This is a genomic window from Pseudoalteromonas aurantia (genome assembly GCF_005886875.1).
GTDB lineage: Bacteria > Pseudomonadota > Gammaproteobacteria > Enterobacterales > Alteromonadaceae > Pseudoalteromonas > Pseudoalteromonas aurantia_A.
The window spans coordinates 20225-43644 of record NZ_PNBY01000029.1; the positions used below are offsets into that span (position 1 = coordinate 20225).

Sequence of the window (23420 nt, forward strand, 5' to 3'; positions counted from 1 at the left end):
GTAAGCTGCTTGTACATAGTTGCTTTAAGCGAGCGTTAAAGTACGCCGCGACGCTCTTGGTCACGTTCAATTGATTCGAATAACGCCTGGAAGTTACCTTCACCAAATCCACCGTCATCAACACGTTGGATCATTTCGATGAAGATTGGGCCAAATAGGTTTTTAGAGAAAATCTGTAGTAAGTAGCAGTTTTCACTTTGGCTATCGACCAAGATCTGGTGCTCACGAATTTTGTCTTTGTCTTCTTTTACCCAAGGTACACGTTCAAAAATAGTGTCATAGTATTCAGGGATGATATCTAGTGTTGCAATGGTTGATTGATCAAGTTGATCAAGCGAACCAACTAAGTCATCAGTTAAGAATGCAAGGTGCTGTACACCAGGGCCATTGTATTCATTTAGATATTCATCGATTTGGTTATTGTCGTTGCCTTTACCTTCATTGATTGGGATCGAGAAAGTACCACAAGGTGACTTAAGCGCGTATGAGATGAGCGCTGTTTTTTGACCTTTGATATCAAAGTAACGTACCTCCGTGAAACCAAATACGTCTTTATAAAAGTTAGCCCATGTTTCCATCGTGCCTTTGTAAACATTGTTAGTCAGGTGATCGATACGAATGAACCCTTTATCTTTAACAATGCGTTGCTCTTCTAAATCAACAAAATCATTGTTGTAGATAGAGCCTTTGTCACCAAATACGTCGATGAAATAAATCAGGCTGTCACCAATACCGTAAATTGCAGGGTAAGGTAGGTTTTTGTGTGTTGAATCTGTGGCTGGTTTTGCACCACGCTCAACAGCAACTTCAAAGGCTTTTTGTGCGTCTTTTACTCTCCACCCCATAGAGCATATTGCTGGGCCGTGGCTTTTAGCAAATTCAGCAGAGAACCCTTCACGCTCATTATTCAGCAAGAAGTGAATGTCGTTTTGATTATAGTAAGTGATATCTTGGTCTTTGAATGTCTTTAGTTTTGAGAAACCAAAGTCAGTAAAGACTTTATCCATATAATCAGCGTCAGGTGTTGCGTATTCAGTAAACTCAATACCAACCAAATTTAGTGGGTTATTTTCTTCACTCATTGTCTTGCTCCAGCAATTAAGCACGTTAGATTGCTTGTTAGATTTATTCTCGTTGAGTGGATAATTAATCAAAATGAGGCAAAGGGGAAGGTTTAGAGATGATTTCGCTATGATGCTCTTTGTAAATTTACTTGCACAAAGCCAGCTTAAAGCAGTAGTGATTCTGACACATCGAATGAATGAAATTAAAAGTCGTGTAACTTTTTACGTTTTGGATTAATGAATAGTGTGTATTCTTGTTTGTTTCCATTTTTAGTTATTGTTAATTATAGATTTTTTAATTTTCAGATATTATGTGATCCGAAAAGTAGATTATCGATAAAGTGTGAGAGATAGGGCGATTATTATATTTAAGTGTAAACAATTAAATACACTTTAATAGTAAGGAGGTTCGTATTGACAAAAAACCACGCCAATAGGACGTGGTTTTTTGACATATAAAGTGCCGAATTATTGCTTCGTAGCAGAGATTTCTAGTTCTTCAGCTAATATATGTTCTTGTGTATGTGGTTCGTGGCTGCCTTCAGCACCGTGCATCCACTCGACTAGGCGATCACTGAGCATGTACATTGTAGCAGCTGAAATTAGCGCGGTCGCACCTAAACCAATAAAGATGCTCATGGCATTATTCATTGCTTCTTGGCCTTCGCCTAGGAAAGAACCAACAAACCCTGCAATTTTATTTGCAATCGCTGTACATAAGAACCAAATACCCATGAGTAGAGATGCTAAACGTAGCGGCGCCAACTTACTTACCATAGACAGCCCAATAGGTGATAGACATAGCTCACCCAAGGTATGGAATAAATAAAACAGGACTAGCCACATCATGCTGATCTGCAGTGACCCTTCTCCAGACCCTTCAGTGATCAATGCTAGCATCATGGTTAAGAAGCCTAGTGCTAGAAAAACCAAAGCCATGGCAAATTTAACCGGAGAGTTTGGCTCACGCTTATCTAGTTTGAGCCAAACCATTGCAACGAGTGGCGCAAAGATAATAATAAATAAAGAGTTCAAAGACTGGAACCAAGAGGCTGGAATTTCAAAGCCCATCAGCATACGGTCAGTATAGTCATTGGCGAATAAGTTCATCAAACCACCCGCTTGTTCAAAGCCCATCCAGAAAATGATACTAAATACACTCATAGTAAAAATAACTTTAATTCTGTCTTTTTCAATGCGTGTAAGCGGCTCTTTGGTGCCGGTTGCTGATTGTGCCTGAGAAAGCTTAGCGGCAGGTACAACCCCAATATCGCCTAAGTATTTTTTACTTAAAAGCATTTGCATGATCACGGAGATAACCATACCAACCCCCGCTGCAATAAAACCAGCTTGCCAATTAACGACGGCAGCAACGTAACCTGCCACTAATGGACCTAGTGCACCACCAATGTTGATACCCATATAAAAGATAGTAAATGCACCGTCACGGCGTTTATCACCTTCATTATATAAATCACCGACCATGGTTGAGATGTTTGGCTTGAACAAACCGTTACCTAAACACAGTAGTGCAAGGCCAAGATAAAATACATTCTCTTGCATACCCGCTACTACGCTGTGTGGTATTCCCATAATGAAGTGACCAAGCGCCATTAAAATACCACCAATAATAATAGCTTTACGCTGACCTAATACATTATCTGCTAACCAGCCACCAAACAGTGGGGTTAAGTATACGGCCATGGTAAAAGTACCATAGAGGCTAAGGGCATCGGCGTTTGACCAACCAAATCCGCCATCTTTGGTCATTGCTACGAGGTATAAAACCAATATGGCACGCATACCATAGTAGCCAAAACGTTCCCACATCTCTGTGCCGAATAGCAAGAATAAGCCTTTAGGGTGCCCTAAAAACTCACCTGCTTTAGGTAATGAACTCATAAATACTTCCTAATTAAATCAAATGTGTTGTGTGGCCTTATAATTATCATGACGCAAATATACGTACTTGAATGGGTGGCCTCGTTTTTATGTATTTCCGCTAGTTATGACGAATATAACGACTAACTATGCAAAAAAGGTGCGTTAGTATACCGAGCAGCTTGCATTTGGGGAAGGCTTTAGAGGCTTTGTACCTTTAAATAGGCAATAAAAAGCCAGTCAATTGACTGGCTTTAAGATAAGTAAAGACTAACAAAGCTTAATTACAGTAATCATCCACAAACGTTAAGTCATTAACGTGTGATGCAGCATCCATTAAGTAGGTTGATACCGCCGTAGCTGGATTTACTGAGTAAATTTTTGCATTTTCGCCGGCATTACGACCAGAAACATATAAGGTTCCATCGTCGCTTATGGCTAAACCTGCTGCCCAGTTAATGCCGTGGTCGCCAATTTTATCAAGGCTCATGTCACCATCATCAATCGTATAAAGAGACTGACCTGTTAAAACATATAATGTGTTGTTGTCTGCAGAGTAGGCAATATCACCATGTTTAAAGTCGTCACCAGAAAAAGTCATTTTACCTAAAACTGTTTTCGCACCTGTTTGTAAATTAAAGTCGTACATGTACGTTTTACTGGTTGAACGCAGTGATTGGCCATCTGGTGTCACAGCTGAACGATAAATTGGGTACGAGGTTGCATCGGCAGCTTCACTTTCGGTGTTACTCGCCAAGTCTAGCGTCCAAAGCTTAGAAGCTTTCGTGCTTTTATCTTGCTGTTCCATGAAATACAACACGCCATCTTTACTGGCAATGTTTGATGCGGTGTGAGAAACGCCAGTTAATTTACTATACGTGCCATTATTTATGTCAAAGAAATATACATAGCCTCGTTGGTCTGAGCCAAAGTCATTAATACCGAAAAGCCCAGTTAAACAGGCGCGGTTAGCAATACCAGTAACAGATACATTATCGATGAAGCCACCATAAGAGTCTGATGTACCAGTGCCTGTGAATTTTAGCTCCGTTTCTGCTGAACTGGCCGTAACATTAACCGATACATGCTGCCAACCCCTAGTGGTGCCGTTTAAACTCGCAACTTCTACACCATCCCAATACACTTTTGCTTGGTTTGTGTCACTGTTATTGACAACACGGGGTGAATAGTAAAAGCTTAAAGTATAGGTTTGGTTGGCCTGTGTAGACAGGGTTTGTATTACGCTATAGTTGGCCGTTGAGTCGAGCTCTATGTATTGGTTGCCTTCTTGCGGTGTAATGATCCCCAGGGTATTGGTTTGAATCTCAAACCGAGCACCAGCTCGTTGCCAGCCCGTCATGTTATCAAGTAGAGTCCACTTTTGAGAAACAACATCCTGTTCAAATGAACCATTCACTACCAAATTATTCGCAAAAGCAGTATTAAGCGAAACAAGCGATGCCAAGCTCAAAGAAAGAAAAGATAGTTTCATATAAGACTCCAAAAGCAAGAAACGGTAAGATATAAATCGTCAAAGTATAAATTTCTAATCATATTGTCGTATTTTTTTATGTCATGGTCAATTAAACGACAAAAAAACGCACGATGATATTATTCCTATTTGCTGGAATAAACTATTTTTAATCCTTTTGGGTTATTTTTCTTTTGGTAATGATAACCAACCCGGTTTCTGTCCCCTGTTTAGCTTGGCTAAAACTGAAATCGCTTTTTCAATGGTGATACGTTGCTGCGCAATATCGATGTAAACTTGTTGTGCTGTTTTCTTTCTTTTTACCGCGGCCCCCGCATCTAAAAATGATTCGATAACTTGAAGAATAAACGTGACTAGCTTTGAGTGGCGCGCTGCGTGAGTGTCATTGTTGATCACCGTATGCGCATGGGTCAGCTTTTCCTTTATATGATTAATTTCAGCTTGACTAAATTCATTTTGTGCGTGTGAGAGCGCCGAGATGCTAATTAACGCGTTATCGAGGTAGTCAGTTTCTAATACACTGAATCGGTCTTGTTGGGCAAATTGCATCAAGAGCGCGCGAAATTCAGCTTGGTTTATTTGTTTGTTTAAAAGCTTTTTACACTGTTGGTGAGTTTTTTGATATTTTTGCCATGCGTAAACATAATTTAATCCGGCCCCTTTTATATTTTGCATACCCACAATAAGCTGATGTTGATTGTGACAAGCGAGGTGGCTGATTTCAATTGTGAGAGAATCTGGTGTGATGTGCGGGTTATCAATCATAACACAACGTTGACTAAATAATGTGATTAGTGGTTTCAGCTTTAGGGTGGTGATTGCCTGTGTTTCTAGCTTTAATAAAGGCTGTAATAGTGTAAAGTGAGCAAAGCTGAGCATTAATAGATCAATTTGCCTTTGATCATTATCGAGCTTATTAGCCAACGCATTTTTCAGAGCTTCACTGTTTGTTAAGTCATCATGGGTCAGCGGGGCATCAGGAAAGGTGACATTGGCTTTGTCTAGCCACTCGGGTATATCCGTTGCGATATTAAATTGTTTTATAAGGCGTTTTAAATCTACACAGTCTTGGTTGCTGATTATACGCGCTATTCGTGATTGTAATGCTTGTTCTAAATAGGCATAAAAACCATCGACGTTACTTCCGACGACCACGACATAATCAAAGCTCAAGTCTTCAATGACGATTTGCGCAAACACTTTAGAACGAGCGACCCTGTCATTGCGGTTGTTAATAAGAGCAATGGTTTGAATATGGGGGAGGTCATTCATATCAAACAAACTTAAACGCCGCCAATTTTCTAATGTCGCTAAGCGCTCATTGGCAGACATACTGTTAACAAAAGATTGTTTTATCGTGCCGATAGGTGCGGCATCAAAATGTTGCAAAACGCCAATATCTGGAACAATACGCTCAGCTGTTTCTTTATAGACAAAGTCTTTTTCAATGCCAATATATTGTGCCATTTTTACCACCAGCGCAATATTGTCGGGGTGCTCATCATATGGATACAGCGCCCGTATATCAGGGGTAATTTGAAAGCCATCTCCCCAATGTACTTGAATTAATGTGGTGTCATTTTTTGTCGCCGCTTCATTGAGTATGGGCATCATTGTTTGTTCAGACGTAAACACCTGCGTATCTTCGCCAATAAATGCTGACATTTCACGCGCCACATCAATGCCTGTTGGGCCGAGTATGTCTTCGTGATCTGGGTAAGCGTTGGTGATGGTCGCAAAGTTGTCTTGCATCCAGCGGCGCAAAATTTTCACATATCTGGGTGTTAACCCCATACATTCCCATAAAAATACATCTGCTTTTACTGAGGTTGCAAATGCGAGGACATCACTTTGCTCCCATATACTGGCTTTATCAAAAGGCCTAAATAGTGGGATCTCACATTGCTCACCAGAGCTTTTTGAGTAAATCATCATGGCCTCGCAGCCGGTTGTTTTTGTAATAACTCGCAGAGCAAGACTGCTAAATAGTGCTGCTTTCAAACGTTCTGTACCTGACTTTCCACGGGTGCCCCAGCCACCAATGCTGACAGGGATATGTTTGCGATTGTGCATAATTTTACGGCTAATAAAAATGTGCCGCCCCCAGAAGTAGCCTATAAAGCCAACCACAAAGAATACCAGTTGAGAGAGTGTATTTTGATAAATTGAGTACAGATATTCTTTGAAGCTAAGCCAAATATTGAGTAAGGGGGCTGATAAGGTGAGTCGTTCGAATAGTTTTTTAATTCCGGGTTCAACAGGAAAGCTCGCACCAGCTAAACTGCCATATGCTTTAAATGTTAAGGTGAAACCGAGGGTATTTAGGTGCTCAATAAAGCGTTGTTGTTCTAATTCATTCCCTTTTCTGAGTTTGTCTAAGGTTTTAAAGTGATAAGAGAGATACCAGTAAGCTTTGGCACGTTGCCACAATGAGGTGGGTTTTGATATTGCTAAAAAACCATCTGGCGTGTAACTCTTTGCTGGGGCTGTCAGGTTGTCTTGGCTTAAAATAGACAGTAAATAGTCGATTAATGGCAAATGGGGTCGCGCGCTAAGCTCAGATAAATGATAAAGAGGCTCTCCCGGTACATTGGTCTCACTGATTTCTGCTACGGTACAGCTTGGCACATGCAATTCAGCATTTGGTTTTTTGGCTAGGACATGGCTGAAGCTTTGCCTTTTGTCTGTGCTAGGGTGAAAAAACTCATGCCAAACACGCCAAATCCGTCGGCCCATTTTATATCCGATACGAATCGACCATGAATTACCACGGGTTTTGCCATTAAAGGCGTGTTGTTGCTGTGCTCGGTAGCTCAGAGCTCTGCCTAATGCTTCATGCGGTGTATCTGTGGGGAATTTAATCGCCACCCCAGCCGCAATTTGCGTATCCAGTTCTGCGATGAGTGTTTGTTGGTAAAAGCTCGAGAGTTGCTCTCTTGTGCGTGTAATACATCGCTTAATAGCTATATCTTGTGATACTAAGAGCGCGATATTGAGCTGTTCTATGAATTGCGTAAAAATGGTATCCGGTTCATCACTTTCTAATTGCATATTCAGCATGATGCGGGCACTTTGTTCCAATGCAATACGTTTAATTGCCATGCTATCTGGGCCATCAACTACTTTACACCAAAGTTCAAAAGACAGAAAACCTTCACAAAAACGTGCCGCTGAGAGCTGTTTAATGATGGTAAACCTCACAGCATCGCAACTCTCTTCAATAAAGCGCGTTTGCAGAATATTTTTAGCTAACTGGTCTGAGAAATGATTGATTTGTTCGATGAGCGCTTGGCGCACTCGCGGGTAAGGATGCTGAGCGCATTGAATGATTAAACGCTCATCTTGCACACTCAGCACGCTTTGGCGACATAGTACTTTGGGTATCGCACTGAGAATGAAAAGTTGGTCATTATCCTTTGCTTGGTGGGGGTAACTATTAACCGACTCATCGAGCAACGCCCACATATGGCTGCGAATAAAAGTCGGTCTTTGGTGAATTAAGATCTCTAAAATATCAATGATGGCTAGGTAGGGGGTATTTGGATTCTCAAGTTGCTCAACAAGCTTTGCTATAAGTTCAGAGTCTAAATCAGGGCCACCGTTACATTCGTGAATTAAAGCGACCTGATTTACTAATGCTCTGATCATGCCATGACGAACATGCGCATTCGGGCTGCCTTCTAGCAGCCGTAAAAAGAAGGGTTGTAAATCAAGCTTTTCCCAAGTTTGGGTTAATAATGCCTCGTTGCTTTTTAGATATCGCTTTGTAATAGCCCCCAGCTTGGAGATCAAAAACTTTAGGCTTTGCTCAATGTCAGCTACCTGGCTTTGATAACGACTAATCACGGCGCCTTCATCAAACCAGCGAGAAAAGGCGGCTTCATCTGCTTTTAGCTGTTCTGCTGTGGCACCGAGCTCTTCTGCGTAGTTGAGGACATGAAGTTCTTTTTCGGCATCAAAATCCGTTTTTGCTAGCCGTTCTATGAAGTTTTTATATCCTGCTTCAAGTTTTTGTAAACTGACATGGAGTTGTTCAATTTTATAACGTAAAAAAGCAATAGTTTGCAGCTGTAACCAGTCAATTTGGTGTTCAGCTTCTGGTTTGTGTTTGATCAGCTCCCAATTGGCCAGCTCATCTACCAAAGTTTGATATTTGTGATGGTACAAGTTTAACCAAAACTTCTCAGTGTCGGCAAAAAGGATACTTTCAAGGTGTTGTTGTAATTTTTCAGTGGCCATAAATATCTTGTTCAGCAAAGTGTGAAAGCTGGAGTGACTTAAATAAAATCTCGTCGTGTGCAAATGGTGCAAAGCCGGTATTTTGTAAATTGCCTAAGTTGACTTCAAAACCAATGGCATGTTGATTATTAAACCAGTCTTGAGTCCAACTAAGCTTAACCCAGCCCGCAGTAGTGTCACTAAAATCATAGAGTGTTTGCCAGCTCAACTGTGTCAGGTATCGCCATGTATCATTAGGCCTATTGTCATCTGCGAACTTGTATATACTCTGTAGCTGAGCGCTGAATATTTGGCCTTGATAGTACTGCTCAACCGTTGCGTTAAAATAGACATTATCAAATGATTGCCAATCTTGGTTAGCAATTCCTCCCATACCTAAGCTCACTTGGTTATCGACCCAAGGTTGATATCTATATTCATATTCAGCTTGCCAGCCATGCATATGATCTTGGCGGTAGAACCCAAAAATACTGGGGTTAATTTTTAAGTCATCAAGGTACTCTTGCGTACTGACACTGGTGTAATAATAAAATGGTTGCCACCACCATTGATGCCGATGACTTTTATCATTACGCCAACTCTCTCCGATACGAAAACGTGCTAAGCCTGCATATTGGCTTTGTGATAGGACACTACTATCTTGCCAACGATTAAATAAAGCAGCTTCAGTAAACCAATGGCTATTGTTGTCTTGCCAATTGTGAATGGCGTTGACTGCATAGATGTCGTAATTGTGGTTATTTAATGAATAAGCCGCCTCAATTCGATACCAATGCTGCTTATTGTTATTACGCAAGCGAATACCAAAGTCTAAGCTATGATTCGCTGGTAAAGGTTCGCTGGTTTCGAATATACCTGAGCGGCCATAGCGCATAAACCCTTCTATGTGGGTTAAGTTGCCATCCATAGCCAACGTATTGTCTATAAACGTTTGTGCCATCGGTTGTTGTATTAACTTTGGCTGCTGCGCAATAAGAGGCGTGACGGGAGATGACGCTGAGAGTGTGTGGGTATTTGGTTTAAGTTGCCAACTAAATACACGTGACAATTTTGAGTGCGAACTTGGTAAAAATAATTTTCCAGCCGGGTGAAAAATGACTCGCTCAGCACGCTGCATCTCATTAATGGTTTCAATTTTTAATACTTGGTCTTTTTGTAATTGCATTACCGTGGGCTGCTGTTGTGTCGCAAAATAAAACAACTGTTTCGTATCAAGGTCAATGTTTTGCCATTGGCCTTGCTGAAACACCATGATGCTGACATTGAGCAACTGAGATACATAAGGGTTTATCCAATTTAAACTAATGTGAGAGTGCGCTCTTTGATCTTCTGTTAATGCATATTCCATAGGGCTATGAGGGGTCACGGGCCACACGACGTGTTGGTTTGCCGCTTCGATCAGTACATTGGCATACTGATTGGGTTGCAGCTCTGTGGGTGCAAACGTAAATTTGAGTTTAATTGGCAAAGCGTGAAGTTCGCTTATATCAAGGTGTAGAGTATGGTTCGCGCGTAATAATACGCCATCAAGTTGGATATTTTTACTTGAGTGGCGGCTAATTTGTTCGGCTAAACTGCGTTTCAAAATAGCATCAGAATCTACTAATTGGGTTCCAGCATAATCACTGTACTCTTTACTCGCTTGCCAATGACCAAAATGCTTCACGCGGCTCATCAGCGTGGCGAGATCTACGGGTAACTTTTCACTTGTCATTCTAGCAAAGAGTGCGATGAATTCATGCTCAAGTAATTGTTCATTCTCTAAGCGCCATAATGCATTGGTGAGTAGTGTTTGTAACGAAATAGAGGGGTTATTAATGATTTCATCAAATGGTGTAGAAAATAAAAAGTCGACGGCGTCCGTGTGTGGTTGTGGTGTGTCTATATGACTTTTGTGTAATGCTCTAATACTCACAAAGCTATCAGAATCGCTGTGTATGTAGATGGTTTGCCCTTTCTTTAGGTTAATTATACTTTCACTGGCAACTGAGAGACGTGCGCTGAGTGTCGGTATTTGGGCTGTTGAGGCGATATCTGAATACAGCGGCATGATAGCCTGTTTTGTACGAGTATCGATATGCAACCACTGTGTGCCACTTGTCGCAGATTCTTGCCAAAGGGCTCTGGCTCTAAATTGCAATTTGATATCGCTGGTGGCTTTTAATGTGATGCCTTTTCCTTTCGAAACGGAAAAGACTTTATATTGGCTGGTTTCACCCAGAACGTTATCGGTCCCAAAGTGTGTGATTTGATAATGGTCTTTTTGTTGGGGCTGTGGATCCGTTAAGCTGCGGTAATTGCTGACTTGCAGCGGGGTAGGGTCTAACGACAAAACACCTTGTGAGTCGTGTACTGACCATAATGCAGCTAAGTACTTTTGCTGTAACAAAAATTGTTGCTCAGAAATTTTGGTGCACTGCGTTAGCTCAGCGATAAAAACCGCGCAGAGTCCTTGAAGTTGGTAGTTATTATGATTGTTTTGATAAAACGTTATTAATTGTGTAGCTGCAAATATTCTCAAATGAGAGTCAAAAGATTGTAACAAACCTTCTAAATAGCTTTGCGCTAAGCGCTGCTGATTTAAGCGTTCTAATGCTTTAACTCTTAGCTGCCAAGCGTTTTTCTTAACGGCAAAATTGGGGCTCGACACCAGTTGTTTAAGAATAGGCAGGGCTTCAACAGGGTTGCTGTTCAAATACTGTAATGCATTGCCGAGCAGGCGATGCTCATTTACGTGGTTGAGTTGTGAGTCACTCGTCGGTGATCTCGGACTACCTTCTATGTAAGGCGTGATGCTATTGAGGTATGCATTGGCAGTGCGTTGGTTTAAGGTATTTAAGTGTGCGTATAATGCGGGGGCTTTTTCTTGTAAGGTGCCTTTTTGTATATAAAGTAATTCGTTGTTGGGCAAAGGTAATAGGTCATCAACCTGTACGGCCAGTTCAATGGTTTTATTATCCGTTAAAAAGCGCATAGTATTTATATTAAACGCAAGCGGCAGTGTAATTTTAGTAAAGTGTTGGTTCGCTGTTAGCTGCACGGTAAATTGCTGCTCCGGGGTGATGGCTGTTAATAGCGTGTCTTCAGAAGTTCGAGCTAACAGGGTGATATAATTTCTCACTCGGTTCAAATTTGCCCAATCAAAAGTCAGTGTTTCATTGAGCGTGTGTACCAAAGCGTCTTGTTTCAATGTGCTCGAATATAAACGGTTAAGTACTTTTCTTGGTGCTTGTTTTACAGTGACTTGCTTTACAACAGAGTGAGCCTCTTTTGTCATTTTGTTTGCTTTAGGCCATATAAACCTTTTTGTGCTGATGGTACTGAGTAAATCTTGGTGACGCCTTTTTTCAATAGGGTTTGCTTTGGCAAAATTAAAATTTAACAAATCATTAAATTGAGCATCGATATAAACATGCGATAGCGTCTCGTTGAGGTTATTGATCCAGTAGGGGTTAAACATACGCTCATGGTATTTTTGTGCGGCAGATGTATCGTTAATTCCTCGGTGCATTTGTTCCAATTTGATCAGTGTAGGAGCATGACTTTTTACCGTTAAATAGCTGTCTTTTGGCACAGCAATGTAGTCGGTATTGGCAGTGCTGACCTTGTGCTGTATATATTCATTGGCTTGTTGATCACCAATATTAATAATACTGACAGGGTGCTGATTGATGTAAAGGCTCACACTGCCATTGTCTATTAAAGATGTAAGGTCTTTTCTTACTGTGACTTTTAATTTTTTTGCCTCAGAAAAATACGTGGTAACTTGCTCGTTATGAGGTAGCTGATAGTAGGTTTCATGATCTTGCGCAAGCGTTAATCTGGTGGAATTTAGTGGCAATTTAAGGCTACGTCTAAACGCAGAAGCATGTGAATGGTATTGGCCTAACCAAACTTGATATTTATGCTGTGCTTCGCTGGGATTACGAAACGTGATGAGTTGATCTGTGTGCATAACAGGTAATTGGCAGCGCGCTTTATGGCAAGTAAATTCTTGTAAGGTCATTTTTCGCATCATCAAGTGCGTCGGACCTTGCCATACTTCAACGGTTTTTAATAGCTTAGCGGGTATATCAAGCCATTGACCTTGGCTAACCAATGTAACCTGCTGAGCGTACGCATTGAGCCTGAGGTATTGTGAGGGTGTTGAAAGTTGCTGCGCGTTTGGTAGCTGTAACCAAATAGGTGCAGTTTTTAATGGTGTCGTAGAGCTGTGCGCTTGCAGAGCCCAAAATAAAACAAGAAGGCTTAAATAATACGGCTTAAACATGTCGTAAACTTTTTCAATAGTGATGATTCTTGACGTAACCGTGTTCGGGTCTGTTTGCTTAATTCTATATGAATAAATGAATGGGACTGTAGACCAAGTTTATGGACAATATTTTGGGTACCTCCGAGCTCCTTTATTGATATGCCATATAAAAATGTTGTTAAGCCTAACTGACTCAAACAGCGTGTAAGCTGTTGCCCAGTTAAATTAGAGGTTTTTCCTTGGCTGACAATAATATCTGCGGTTTTCCCCTGTTTAGTACGGCGCTTTTTATTACTGAAACCATGGATTTGAAATACTTTTGCATTGATATTATGGGTTTGATATGCAATTAATGCGGCATTGTGGATATTATAAGGTCGCTTTGAGAAGTCCATAGGGTAAGTATCTGGGCTTTTTACATAGCGTTGATGAGAATTACTCACCATGACTTGGCAAAGCGTGTCATAAATGAATTGGCCAATGGGTAAAGTGCCCATGTCGTAAAATTTATGAGGCACAGAGACAATACAGCGCTGGTTTAATGGGTTAAAAAAAACATGTCCACCGCCATCTTGCATTGTGGTAGCGCGCAATATCCATTGTTGACCTGACTGCTGAAGTTGCCACGGAGCGATGTCTGTGGGCGTTTTGAACCACGAAAGCATGTCTTTATACAGTGGTTGCGTATAGTGACTAAATGCACAGCTTGAGAATAAAATACTCACTAGGTAAAAACTAATTGGTTTCATATAACCACCAGTTTGCTTGTTTTTGTTGTTCTGTTGTTTCTTTTAATACGCTTATCCAAATGTCTTGTTCTGCTTGTATCGTTAATTTCTCTAATACTTTTAAATCGTTATTAATCGGTACTGTCATTGTAGGGTAGCTGAAAAGTGTAGTTTGGGCAGGGTGAAGTAAAAAAACTGAGTCTTTATTAGCATCGATTAACGCGTAGCGCTTTTGTAAAATTGTATATTCATCAGTGACTTGATCCGATAATATGCCCTGCAAACGGGTATTAATCGTTACTGGGTCTGATTGTGCTTTATCTAAATAGGTTTTGATCACTACAGATTCGGGCCGTTCATTAAAACGCAGCGTGAGAGGAGTTCCCTTTTTTAGTCGAAATAGGCGTTGCTTTACCCATTCTCTATGCCTTCCAAGGTTTGTATAGAGCTTCGCATTCATGGCCTGACTTGTGATTTTTACGTTTTGAGCGAGTTGCTCAAGAGGGTATTCACTATAGAAAGGCGGCGTGTCAGAGATAATAAGCAGACGAGATTTAGCTAACAGAGAAGCCTCAGGTAATATTATGTCTTTTAGACTTGTGATGGCTGAAAAATGAAAGTCTTTTGGTGGCTCAGCTGGTTGAAAGTATTTAGGTTCACTTTTTACTAACGCCGTATTAGAACGGGGGAGTATGGCTGTGAGATCAGTACCATAGTAATACGTTTGTTCAATGTCAGTCTCAGGGGGAGACTCGAATAAGCGCACATTTAACAGTCTTTGCTGTTCTGTGAAACTAAAATCATTTTCGGCTTGTTGTGAGAACCAAGCACCTACCTCGGTAAAAATGCTCGAATCTGTTTGGCAAAGTGTGCCACACAGTGCAACTTGATAATGGAATTGTTGTTCTCGAGATTGTAGTTTTACACCTATATCATGCTTACTGTGAATGGATAAAAATGCACTGCCTTTTGGAATACGTAAATAAAACCGCTCTGCATCGGTTGTAATATTTCGCAGTGTGTCGGGGGTTATTACGCGGTCAAATAACGCGTGTCCGCCTTTAAGTTGTAATGCGTGAGTGGTGATCAGTTGTTTATTTTTGTCATATAAAGAAACAGAAACATGGCTGTTTGGCGCACCTCTAAATTGTAGGTTAACATCGCTATTTGGGGTCACCAGATAATGCGCAGATAAGCTTTCATCAACTTGGTAATAATAGCTGTGTGATGGTGATACGGGGGTTGAATCGGACAAAAACCAACTTGATTGCACGGGTGTTGCTGATGTGATCACGATGAGCCCGGGTGCGACATCTGAAAACCGGTATGTATCCGCGGGTGCTAGTTTATTAAACGATAACGACTTTGGTGCTTGTTGTTGTTTTAAGTCGTACCAGGTAATGCTCACATCGTCACTATTGCCGATTATTCGTGTCGTAATATCACCAGGTTCATAGACTCTAAAAGACGCTGATAATCTGTTATCAGTGTAAAAGCTATCAAGGTCGAGTTGTTGTGCACCAAAGTCATAATTGAGTACATGATAGGGTAATGTTTCATATAACGTATCGGCTTTAAAATCTATATCTGGTACTCCCTGAGGAGCCAGTTTAAGCCAATCAAAGGTAACAGCATTGTGTATTTCTTGGGTGGTGATCGCATTGACACCTATGGTGTGATACGCAATGGTGCGTTCACGCCATTCAACCGGGAGCTTGAGCCAAGCACTGTTCATATCTTCGGTATCAGTAGGTGTTTTGGCATGGAGCCTTACAACGACGCCTTTTAAAGCAGCGTCTTCTGGGATAACACGTAATGCAATGCGGCTAGCATGTGTCAGTTGCTCGCTACTAATATAAAAAGACTGCCCAGAAGAAACTGATAATGCCGCTTTATTTTCAATGATTTGCTTAACTTGCTGTTGATCTGCATCTAGCGCTAGCTTAGATGCATGATGGTACACTTTACTGATGAGTTCGACATTATTTTGGTCGAACAAGGTATATTCTATGGCGTAATTGATTGGCTCATCGAACGCAACTTGTTGGGCAAAAATCGCATTTGATAACACACGCAAATTATAGGTTCTCGACGGAGAAAAATTATAAATTAGCGGCTTATCTTGCTGTAACCAGTGCACGTTAGAGCGTGTTTCTTTATCTGAGCGCTGCGCCATAGGTTCTGCTGATTGCAGCCATAAAGAAAAACGAACGCCAAACCATGCTATGGCAATAAGCACTAGCAGCCATGCACTGATCCTCAGCAGCCACTTAATGTAAAACATGCTTACCTCCTATTACGGCGGCTTGATACATGGCTTGGTCAATAAGTTTATTTCTGGTCGGTAAGTATAGTGCTATCAGCGCGTTATTTTTTTTGAATGCGATGGCAAGTTCATTTTCAGGCTTAAATCGTATGGCTTGTATGGTGCAGCGATTGTCAACTTGGCAGTAATGTGTGAGGAGCGGCAAATGCTGCGATATAGCATATTCGCTCGTTGTTTGGCGTAGCTGAGTCAGGTCATCTTGGTCTAAGCTTATCCAATCATCAGGCCCCAGTGTGGCCAGTGCTAAAGCGGTTAATTGGGCGACCTCAGAAATCGCTAATAACCTTTGTAAGAGCGCTTGTTCTGAAATGGAAAAATGTTGTTTAAAGTCTGATGCAAGCCATAACGTCGCCAACTCGCTATTGGGCGCAAACAGCTGGTAACCTGTTTGCGGAGAGGTACCAAGTTCAAGACCTCGAGTAGCGACTTGTCCAGCGACCACTTGATGCTCTACACCTAGTTGCGTTAGAGATTTACGTAAATCTCGAAGTGTATGATTTTGTCTTGCATGAGGATGAGTAAATTGGAATGCAATGGCGCTGGGTCTAATGTGAGAAGGCGCACTGTGGCTACGTATTTGCAAGTTCAAAATACCTTTGTCAAAATCATGTCTTAACGCACTTTGGTGCACAATATTAAATAAAGATTTTACATTAGCAGGGGTCATGACATTAGAAGTTGGGTTCGCATAAGGGTGAGCGCCCGCCACAGACAGAACTTTGCCTTGCATATGGGCAAATAATTTAGCAGAAAACTTTAATGTATTACTTTCAAATAAAGGACGAGGTACTTGCACATTTAACGACTCAGCTGGATTTAAATTGATAAAGTAAATGCCCTGACCCCGTTCAAAAAATTGCTGCTCTGGGATAGGAGAAAGCATGAGGTAGCGACCTTGTTGAGAGTTAATTAAGGTCAGTCTATAGCCTACCATCTTTGCGATATTATTGATTTGGTTTAGTCGGTTCATTATATTGTCGTTAAGCATCCGCGTGTTTAACCCGTCAGTCAAAATGTAGAGCGGGCGCAATATTTCAAACTCCCACAATGCGGCTTCATTATTTGACAGTAATTGAAAATGGCCACTGCCTTTTGCGCTGATATGGGGAATATAGCGCTCAATGGCACTTTCTAATGACTCATTAAAGGTGGTGATGGGCGTTTGGTTTATTTGGCCATTAGCTAGCGCAACTTTTGACATTAAAGACGTATAATTGGTGGTGGTTAAAAATACTTCTAAGAACTGCCCTGCAAACTGTCCGCTCGGCAAACTAAACGCGCTAGCCAAACCAAAAGCACTATTATTACAACTGAGTAATTCCCGCAACTCTTTTTGGCTAATGGCATTAGGTAGTTGGTTATATGCCCAAAGTTGACATTGATGCACGAAAGGGCTGTTATTTAATACGCTTTGACTGCGGTTATTAATTTCTCTGACCTGAAGAATTTGTTCGGTATCGAGCGCATTAATAAAGGCTTGGTAATATTTACTTTGTTGGCTGGAAGAACTAGCACTCAATGATTGAGTTTGTTGTGTGCCAAAAAGCAACGAGTCACTTTCAAAATACGAAAAAAGTAGGCCCGCAGCATCACTAGCAAGGCGTTCTGAAGAGGGGTGTGGTATGGTTATCAAAAGCTCTGATGCAGGTTTTTTAGCCATAATAAATAAGCCTCTTAGCGAGAGCTTTCGAGCATCTTGAATATAAATATATTGCTCATCTTGGCGAAGTAAAAAGTCAAGTTTCATAAGCATCGCTCGTACTTCTTTAAATACCTGAGGGCTTTGCCTATCTCTATTTAATAACCGTATTGCAGATTGAAACTGCTGTAACTGTTGACCTTGTTGATATTGACTAATTTCGATTTGATTTTTTTGGTCGGTATATAAATAGCTTTTGTATTCACTGATCATATGAGTAAGGCCACTCACCTCATTTTGTGCTTGCAGCTCCTTTAGGTGAGCAGAACCAAATAAAGAGGGAACAAACATAATGACGAAGCCCATGGCTATCGCGATAAACCCGCCAACAACGGAAGTTTGAAATGTGGCGCGAATAACTAATCCTAACGCACTTTTTTGATATATTTTTAAAGCCAATAAAGTGGACAGCATGTAGCCAAATGCAAATGTATCAGTCACTTTTAAACTGGGGTAATATTGGATCACGACATAATTGAGAATAAGCTTATATACAAAGCCAATGTTAAAGAAAAAAAGTAATAAACGAGCGCCCTCAAAATTGGCATGACGCAAACGGGTAAAGTGTAATAGCGCACTGCCCATAATTAAAATAACGGCGGTTTCAGCAAATGAGGTAATGAGTTTGCTCGGTTGCATTAATTGCAGGGCCAATAAAGCGGGCAGCATGATGCCATTAAATTCCCAGCCATATTTTATATTGGCGCGTGATGCGATAAACGCGGTAATGACTAAAATGATGTAGGCTTTGGGGGCGGCGATGATAGATGCTGCAACAGCTTCGTACATGATGGCTAAATTGGCGATACTGAAGTTGCTATACGGCATAAGTACAAAACGGACGATTAGGTAGGTGAGTAACAGCTGAATAAGCGTTACTTTTGTACCATAACGAAAGCCCCCATTCCACATGACATTGGCGGTAAGCGCAATGATCACAAGCCCTAAACTATAAAGCTGTGACGCATAATCAAAAGTAATATCCCATTGCGAAAACACACCGGCAATGGTCGGCCAAAATAAGGTATCCATTGTGACTCGCACTAAGATACTTATCAAAATGATGGCAAAAAAGCGATCGCGGCCAAACATTTCAGCAAAACCAAAGTGTTCCATGAGTGTTTTAGCAGAGAGTTTCATCACTACATAGACAATGACGGCTTCGATAAGAATAACAATGGCTGATGTAGGGCTAACGATAAAAAGAGGAACCAAGTACCCAGGGACGACTAAGCCTGTCAGCGGAAAACCAAAGCGCAGGTTTAAAAAGCAAACCACCCCAATACCAACCCACACTGTGGTAATTACTGATTGTCCTAGGCCGCCTCCACTTGGGAATATATTTAATATCCACTCCATTAATCAGATATCCACTCAGACTGTTTTTGTATTTTTTGTTGTTGGGTCAAGGTAGATAGTTGTGAAAGTAATAGGCTTGGGTCGTCTAAATGTGCCACCAAGTCAGAAATATTAATAAATTCGAATAAAATACCGCCTACTTCAAAGGGGTCGCCAGCACTGTTTTTTATTTCTGATACACTTAGAGTGCGCACTGCGAGAATATAGACTTGCTCACCAAATACGACGGGCTGGTAGAGTTCTCCTTTGTGCAGCGTGAGGTAGCGCAGTTTACCTTTGGCTATATCATGCTCCAGTTGACCGACTTTCGATAGTAAGTCTAATGCTGTCATATCAAAAATGGCCAAACCTTGTTGGCGAGCCAAGTTCTCTAGCGCTTGATTGGTTTGGATCACTTGGCCAAATAAATTAAACAAGATGGTGGCTGAACCAACTTGGTTGAATACGTGTTCAAGTGTTGATAGCTTTTGTTCCATTTCATTAATAGAGAGCTTTATTTTTTGACTCAAAGGTTTTTCTAAGTTTAATGTAAGCGTGCGTGTCAGCACGTTTTTGCTGGCACTATCTTCTGCACTAAAAATACGATAATGAAATAACAGCTCACCAATTTGGTTGGCGAAGCGGTTAACGTTTTTTAAAAAAGCAGCTTCATTAAAATGCGCACTTGCGCAGACAGTCATCGCCCAAAAGCCTCGAATATCACCCGCATACATTAACGGAACAATATACTGGGTTTCTTCTTCGGTTATATTGTCGAAGAAGGGGCGTGTAATGCTTACCGCACCAAATTGTTTTATGGCATCTGAATAAGGTGCACGTTCATAGTCTCGACGCATTTCATGGATATTAGACAGTTGGCAATTGATTGCACGAATTTCATATAACCTATGGTCGCCCTCTTTACGGGCTAGGAAAATACTGCGGTCTAAATCGAGTTGCTGTTTAACTAGTTCAATGATGGCATCCCATGGGTTGCTTTGTTCAACGAATGATTTAGGTAAATAGCGGCCAAGCATACGTTGATGTATGTTGTTAATAATTCTTTGTAGCTCGTCTTCTTCAACCCACTTTTTAGCAAAAAACATCCATGCCAACGTGACTATGGTATAGGTTATTAGCTGCCCTACAGGGATCAATATATATAAATAGCATAACGCGAAGTAGGCACTCACTAGCCAAATAATGTTGAGGCCACTGGCAATGGCTAAATCAGTGTTGATACTAAATTTTTGATACAGCACCACAAGTATTAAAATGACAGCCAATTGCACGGACAGTGATGGCCAACCATCAAAGATGGTCACTAAGATATTTTGCTCCAGGCTATGAGCCACATAGGCATGTAAATAAGCAGGATTTTGAAAACGACTGAGTTTTGGGGCTTTTAACGCCATCCCATAGCCATGCGAATGCTGGGTTAAGAAGACAATTTTATCTTCTATTTGAGCGTGTAATATGTCGCCAGAAAGTAACCGGCTGCTTTCAAACTTTGGTAACGCATGGGGCTGCAATGAAAAATTGACTAAGGCTTTATTTGGTAACTGCTTAGACGGAAATATTATACGCCAAATATTATCACAGTCATTTACACTGAGGTTATCAAAGACAATATTATAACCGACCCAACTGCTAACGGGGGATAAGCATTGCTTCGTTTGCTTGTGCGGATATAAGACAGTATCGGTCTCATCACCGTTATTGTTTAAAATAGTATTAGAGAATACAATAATCGCCTTTGGAGAGTGGCTGTGAATAGTTTCTATTAACGCGTTGTGCTCGCCTTGTAAATTGGCACTTTCAATGACGACAATATTGGTGTTTTGCTCTGATTGTACGGCATTCAACAAGTGGTAGATTGGCGCATTCAATTTTTCTAAAACACCACTTAACTCCAGCGCGAGTAAACAAGCAACTAAACTGAGCATTAGCCAAAATGTTTTTTGGCGCCGGATGATAAAATATTGTTGTTTTATCGACATACTAGTTCTTGCTCTTAATGCTTAAAATCTGCGAAAAGATAGTGTGAGGGTTATTGGTTCATCCGTGTTTACACGCAAGAAGTCTAAACCATGCATTTTACTACTAGACCACTGCAATTGTGATAGAGTTATGGGCCTTTGCCATGAAATAAGTGCGAGTTCATCTAAATTAAGCGTGGCTTCACCTTCATTTGGTGGCGCATGGGTAAATGTTAAGTTCACGCCTCTTGCGGGTAAGTTTTCAGGGCCTAATACTTGACTATCGTCAGGCAATTCAAAATGATGTGTAAAAGGTGTCCAGTCGAAGCTAGCGGCGTCAAATAGAGGAATACGACTTGATGAAAATTCAAAGCCATCTTCTGCGGTCGTGATGGCAATTTCGGCATTCACAATGCCCGCATTATCGCCTTTGGCATAGCCAAAGAGTGTTAACTCATGATAAGCGTCAGTGACACTTTCAGCAGGCGTGACTGGCATGGTTCGTATCGTTTGCCTAAACGGTAACTTCAATGGCGTATTGTCAAATTGCGTTCTAGTAAGGCACATACCTTGTTGGTGGCGGTACGCACCAGTAATACAGGGTATAGCATCATCATCGTCATGGTTCCAACGAAGTACTTCTCCGAAGTCGCCATCGTTATCCCAATCTTCAAAGTCACCAAAAACCATGATATCCCTGCCAAGTGTTAATTGTGCTGTGGTTGTTGTACTACTCGTTACCTGTGTCAGAAAGGCGTCGCTAGGGGCGTAATTACGTAAGTCAATAACCTGACTACCAGCTTGGATAGTGACGGTTTTTGTTAGGACTACAGGGGCAACTTGAGCGCCTTGAAAGGTAACGTGGGCATATCCTGACTTGGGTATGACCGTGACGTTATCATCAGAAAATTCCGCCAATCGCCTTGATAAGTAGTGACTTAAAAAACCGCTTACTAAACGAGGTTGATAATCTTCAATATAAATAGGGTAAGCTTTCGCGTATTGGATTTTATTTGTGGCATTACCATCGATATTGACAGAGACAGCGACGCCTAACAAAGTTTCTAATCGATTTTGATCAAATATTAAATTACCTAACCCTAAAACAGCGGGTGTTGAGCCATATACTCCAAAGCCCTGTGCAACATGCGGGTGATGTGCAATTGCTAGATCTGCTGCACGACGAGAGGCAAATTCAAACCGGTTTGTGATATATCGGGTGGGCGAAAATGAGTATTCATCACCGCCATGCATTTGTACTATTGAAAAATCATGGTTTGCAGCGGCTTCGGTCAGAGCATCGTTTAATTGTTCATCATTGGTTAAATCAGCTGCTCCGCCTTTATCTATTTCTGCAATATAGTTAATTGGATTGGCATTACCTGTAATAGAGGTTGCTGAAACCAAGCCCAAACTGATGCCATTTACTTGGGTACTTAATGGTTGGTACGCTTGTGTTGCATTGTTACCCGCGCCACTATGAAGAAACCCGGCTTCGTTCACGTATTTTAATGTATCGGTTAATCCGGGCGCCAAATAGTCATAAACATGATTATTACCAAGCGCGACATAGTCTACACCAATATTTTTTAAGCTTTCTAGTGTGGCGGGAAGTGAAAAAAATGAAAACTCTTTAGTCGGGTGAACGCTGGTTGGGTTAGACAGTACTGGCGACTCCAAATTAACTGAACTAAAGTCAGCGATACGAAACAGTGGCTTTATATATTGCGCAATGGCGGTCGAACTGCTTGCTGCCGATGCTTCATTAATAAGCGCGTCACTGACATTGGGCACATTGTTAGTCATGGTGGTTAAGTTTGGGTCCATAAACCGACGGCCAAACATAGTATCGCCACCAAACATGAGGGTTGCTTGTTGAGAAGATTGGCGAGTAAGCGCTACAGTATGCTCTTGTACGCTTTCAATAATCCGGGTAATCTCAATAGAGGAGGTATAACCAATGCTTTCAACTACAACCGTGTAATTGCTTAACTTGAGCTTAGAGAAGAACGCTTGGCCATTCTCATTGGTTGTTGCTTTGTTTCCCGACACATCAACTGTTGTATTAGCAATGGGGTTATTGGCTGAGTCGACAATACGAATTGTAAGGTTAGCTGTTTTTTGTATCTGTTGATCTTGTTGTTGCTGTTCTTGCTGCTGCTGCTCTGTTGGTGGTGTTTCGTAGGCGTCTTCGACTGAACAAGCCGCAAGACCAGTTAAGCAAAGCACCAAAATAACATTTAATAACCATACTTTTATTTTATGCATGCAACCTCGGACCTAAAAATAAAACATTATTAATACATAAACCCATCCTTTTGTATTGTAATTTAATTATTGCTATAACAACAGGGGCATCGAACAAATATTCTTTATGCACCTGTTAGGCAATAGGGTTACGAGTAAAATTCGGTATAACAAT

At 41.1% G+C, this 23420-nt stretch carries 10 protein-coding genes; all 10 read right to left on the reverse strand.

Going from position 1 to position 23420, the window contains the following annotated elements; all coding sequences use genetic code 11:
• Positions 1-35: 35 nt before the first annotated feature.
• The 10 genes from hppD to CWC18_RS06810 all read right to left on the reverse strand — a co-directional run bounded on the left by hppD (position 36) and on the right by CWC18_RS06810 (position 23266).
• Complete coding sequence (gene hppD, locus CWC18_RS06765) at positions 36-1082, reverse strand: 4-hydroxyphenylpyruvate dioxygenase (RefSeq protein ID WP_138590880.1); 1047 nt, start codon at positions 1080-1082, stop codon at positions 36-38.
• A gap of 450 nt (positions 1083-1532) precedes the next feature.
• Positions 1533-2966: a peptide MFS transporter gene (locus CWC18_RS06770; RefSeq protein WP_138590882.1), complete on the reverse strand. Its 1434-nt coding sequence runs from the start codon at positions 2964-2966 to the stop codon at positions 1533-1535.
• A 259-nt stretch (positions 2967-3225) separates the two neighbouring features.
• Positions 3226-4437: a DUF642 domain-containing protein gene (locus CWC18_RS06775; RefSeq protein ID WP_138590884.1), complete on the reverse strand. Its 1212-nt coding sequence runs from the start codon at positions 4435-4437 to the stop codon at positions 3226-3228.
• Positions 4438-4599: 162 nt separating this feature from the next.
• The gene (locus CWC18_RS06780) at positions 4600-8676 is read right to left on the reverse strand and encodes a poly-gamma-glutamate synthase PgsB (protein WP_138590886.1); all 4077 of its coding nucleotides are present in this window, start codon (positions 8674-8676) and stop codon (positions 4600-4602) included.
• Positions 8666-12946 (reverse strand): hypothetical protein, encoded by a 4281-nt coding sequence (locus CWC18_RS06785; protein WP_138590888.1) that lies wholly within the window; start codon positions 12944-12946, stop codon positions 8666-8668. The genes CWC18_RS06780 and CWC18_RS06785 overlap by 11 nt, the downstream gene beginning before the upstream one ends.
• Positions 12925-13677, reverse strand: a complete 753-nt coding sequence (locus CWC18_RS06790) for a hypothetical protein (RefSeq protein WP_138590890.1) — start codon at positions 13675-13677, stop codon at positions 12925-12927. The genes CWC18_RS06785 and CWC18_RS06790 overlap by 22 nt, the downstream gene beginning before the upstream one ends.
• Positions 13664-15940: a hypothetical protein gene (locus CWC18_RS06795; RefSeq protein WP_138590892.1), complete on the reverse strand. Its 2277-nt coding sequence runs from the start codon at positions 15938-15940 to the stop codon at positions 13664-13666. The genes CWC18_RS06790 and CWC18_RS06795 overlap by 14 nt, the downstream gene beginning before the upstream one ends.
• Positions 15927-19040: a poly-gamma-glutamate biosynthesis protein PgsC/CapC gene (locus CWC18_RS06800; protein WP_138590894.1), complete on the reverse strand. Its 3114-nt coding sequence runs from the start codon at positions 19038-19040 to the stop codon at positions 15927-15929. The genes CWC18_RS06795 and CWC18_RS06800 overlap by 14 nt, the downstream gene beginning before the upstream one ends.
• The gene (locus CWC18_RS06805; protein ID WP_138674970.1) at positions 19040-21019 is read right to left on the reverse strand and encodes a hypothetical protein; all 1980 of its coding nucleotides are present in this window, start codon (positions 21017-21019) and stop codon (positions 19040-19042) included. Before CWC18_RS06805 ends, CWC18_RS06800 begins: the two co-directional genes overlap by 1 nt.
• A gap of 21 nt (positions 21020-21040) precedes the next feature.
• Positions 21041-23266, reverse strand: a complete 2226-nt coding sequence (locus tag CWC18_RS06810) for a CapA family protein (protein WP_138674971.1) — start codon at positions 23264-23266, stop codon at positions 21041-21043.
• Positions 23267-23420: the final 154 nt, after the last annotated feature.

Bases quoted from the DNA above. Each gene is read 5' to 3' on its own strand.
- hppD (WP_138590880.1), bottom strand. From the start codon at position 1,082: ATGAGTGAAGAAAATAACCCACTAAATTTGGTTGGTATTGAGTTTACT.
- CWC18_RS06770 (WP_138590882.1), bottom strand. From the start codon at position 2,966: ATGAGTTCATTACCTAAAGCAGGTGAGTTTTTAGGGCACCCTAAAGGC.
- CWC18_RS06775 (WP_138590884.1), bottom strand. From the start codon at position 4,437: ATGAAACTATCTTTTCTTTCTTTGAGCTTGGCATCGCTTGTTTCGCTT.
- CWC18_RS06780 (WP_138590886.1), bottom strand. From the start codon at position 8,676: ATGGCCACTGAAAAATTACAACAACACCTTGAAAGTATCCTTTTTGCC.
- CWC18_RS06785 (WP_138590888.1), bottom strand. From the start codon at position 12,946: ATGTTTAAGCCGTATTATTTAAGCCTTCTTGTTTTATTTTGGGCTCTG.
- CWC18_RS06790 (WP_138590890.1), bottom strand. From the start codon at position 13,677: ATGAAACCAATTAGTTTTTACCTAGTGAGTATTTTATTCTCAAGCTGT.
- CWC18_RS06795 (WP_138590892.1), bottom strand. From the start codon at position 15,940: ATGTTTTACATTAAGTGGCTGCTGAGGATCAGTGCATGGCTGCTAGTG.
- CWC18_RS06800 (WP_138590894.1), bottom strand. From the start codon at position 19,040: ATGGAGTGGATATTAAATATATTCCCAAGTGGAGGCGGCCTAGGACAA.
- CWC18_RS06805 (WP_138674970.1), bottom strand. From the start codon at position 21,019: ATGTCGATAAAACAACAATATTTTATCATCCGGCGCCAAAAAACATTT.
- CWC18_RS06810 (WP_138674971.1), bottom strand. From the start codon at position 23,266: ATGCATAAAATAAAAGTATGGTTATTAAATGTTATTTTGGTGCTTTGC.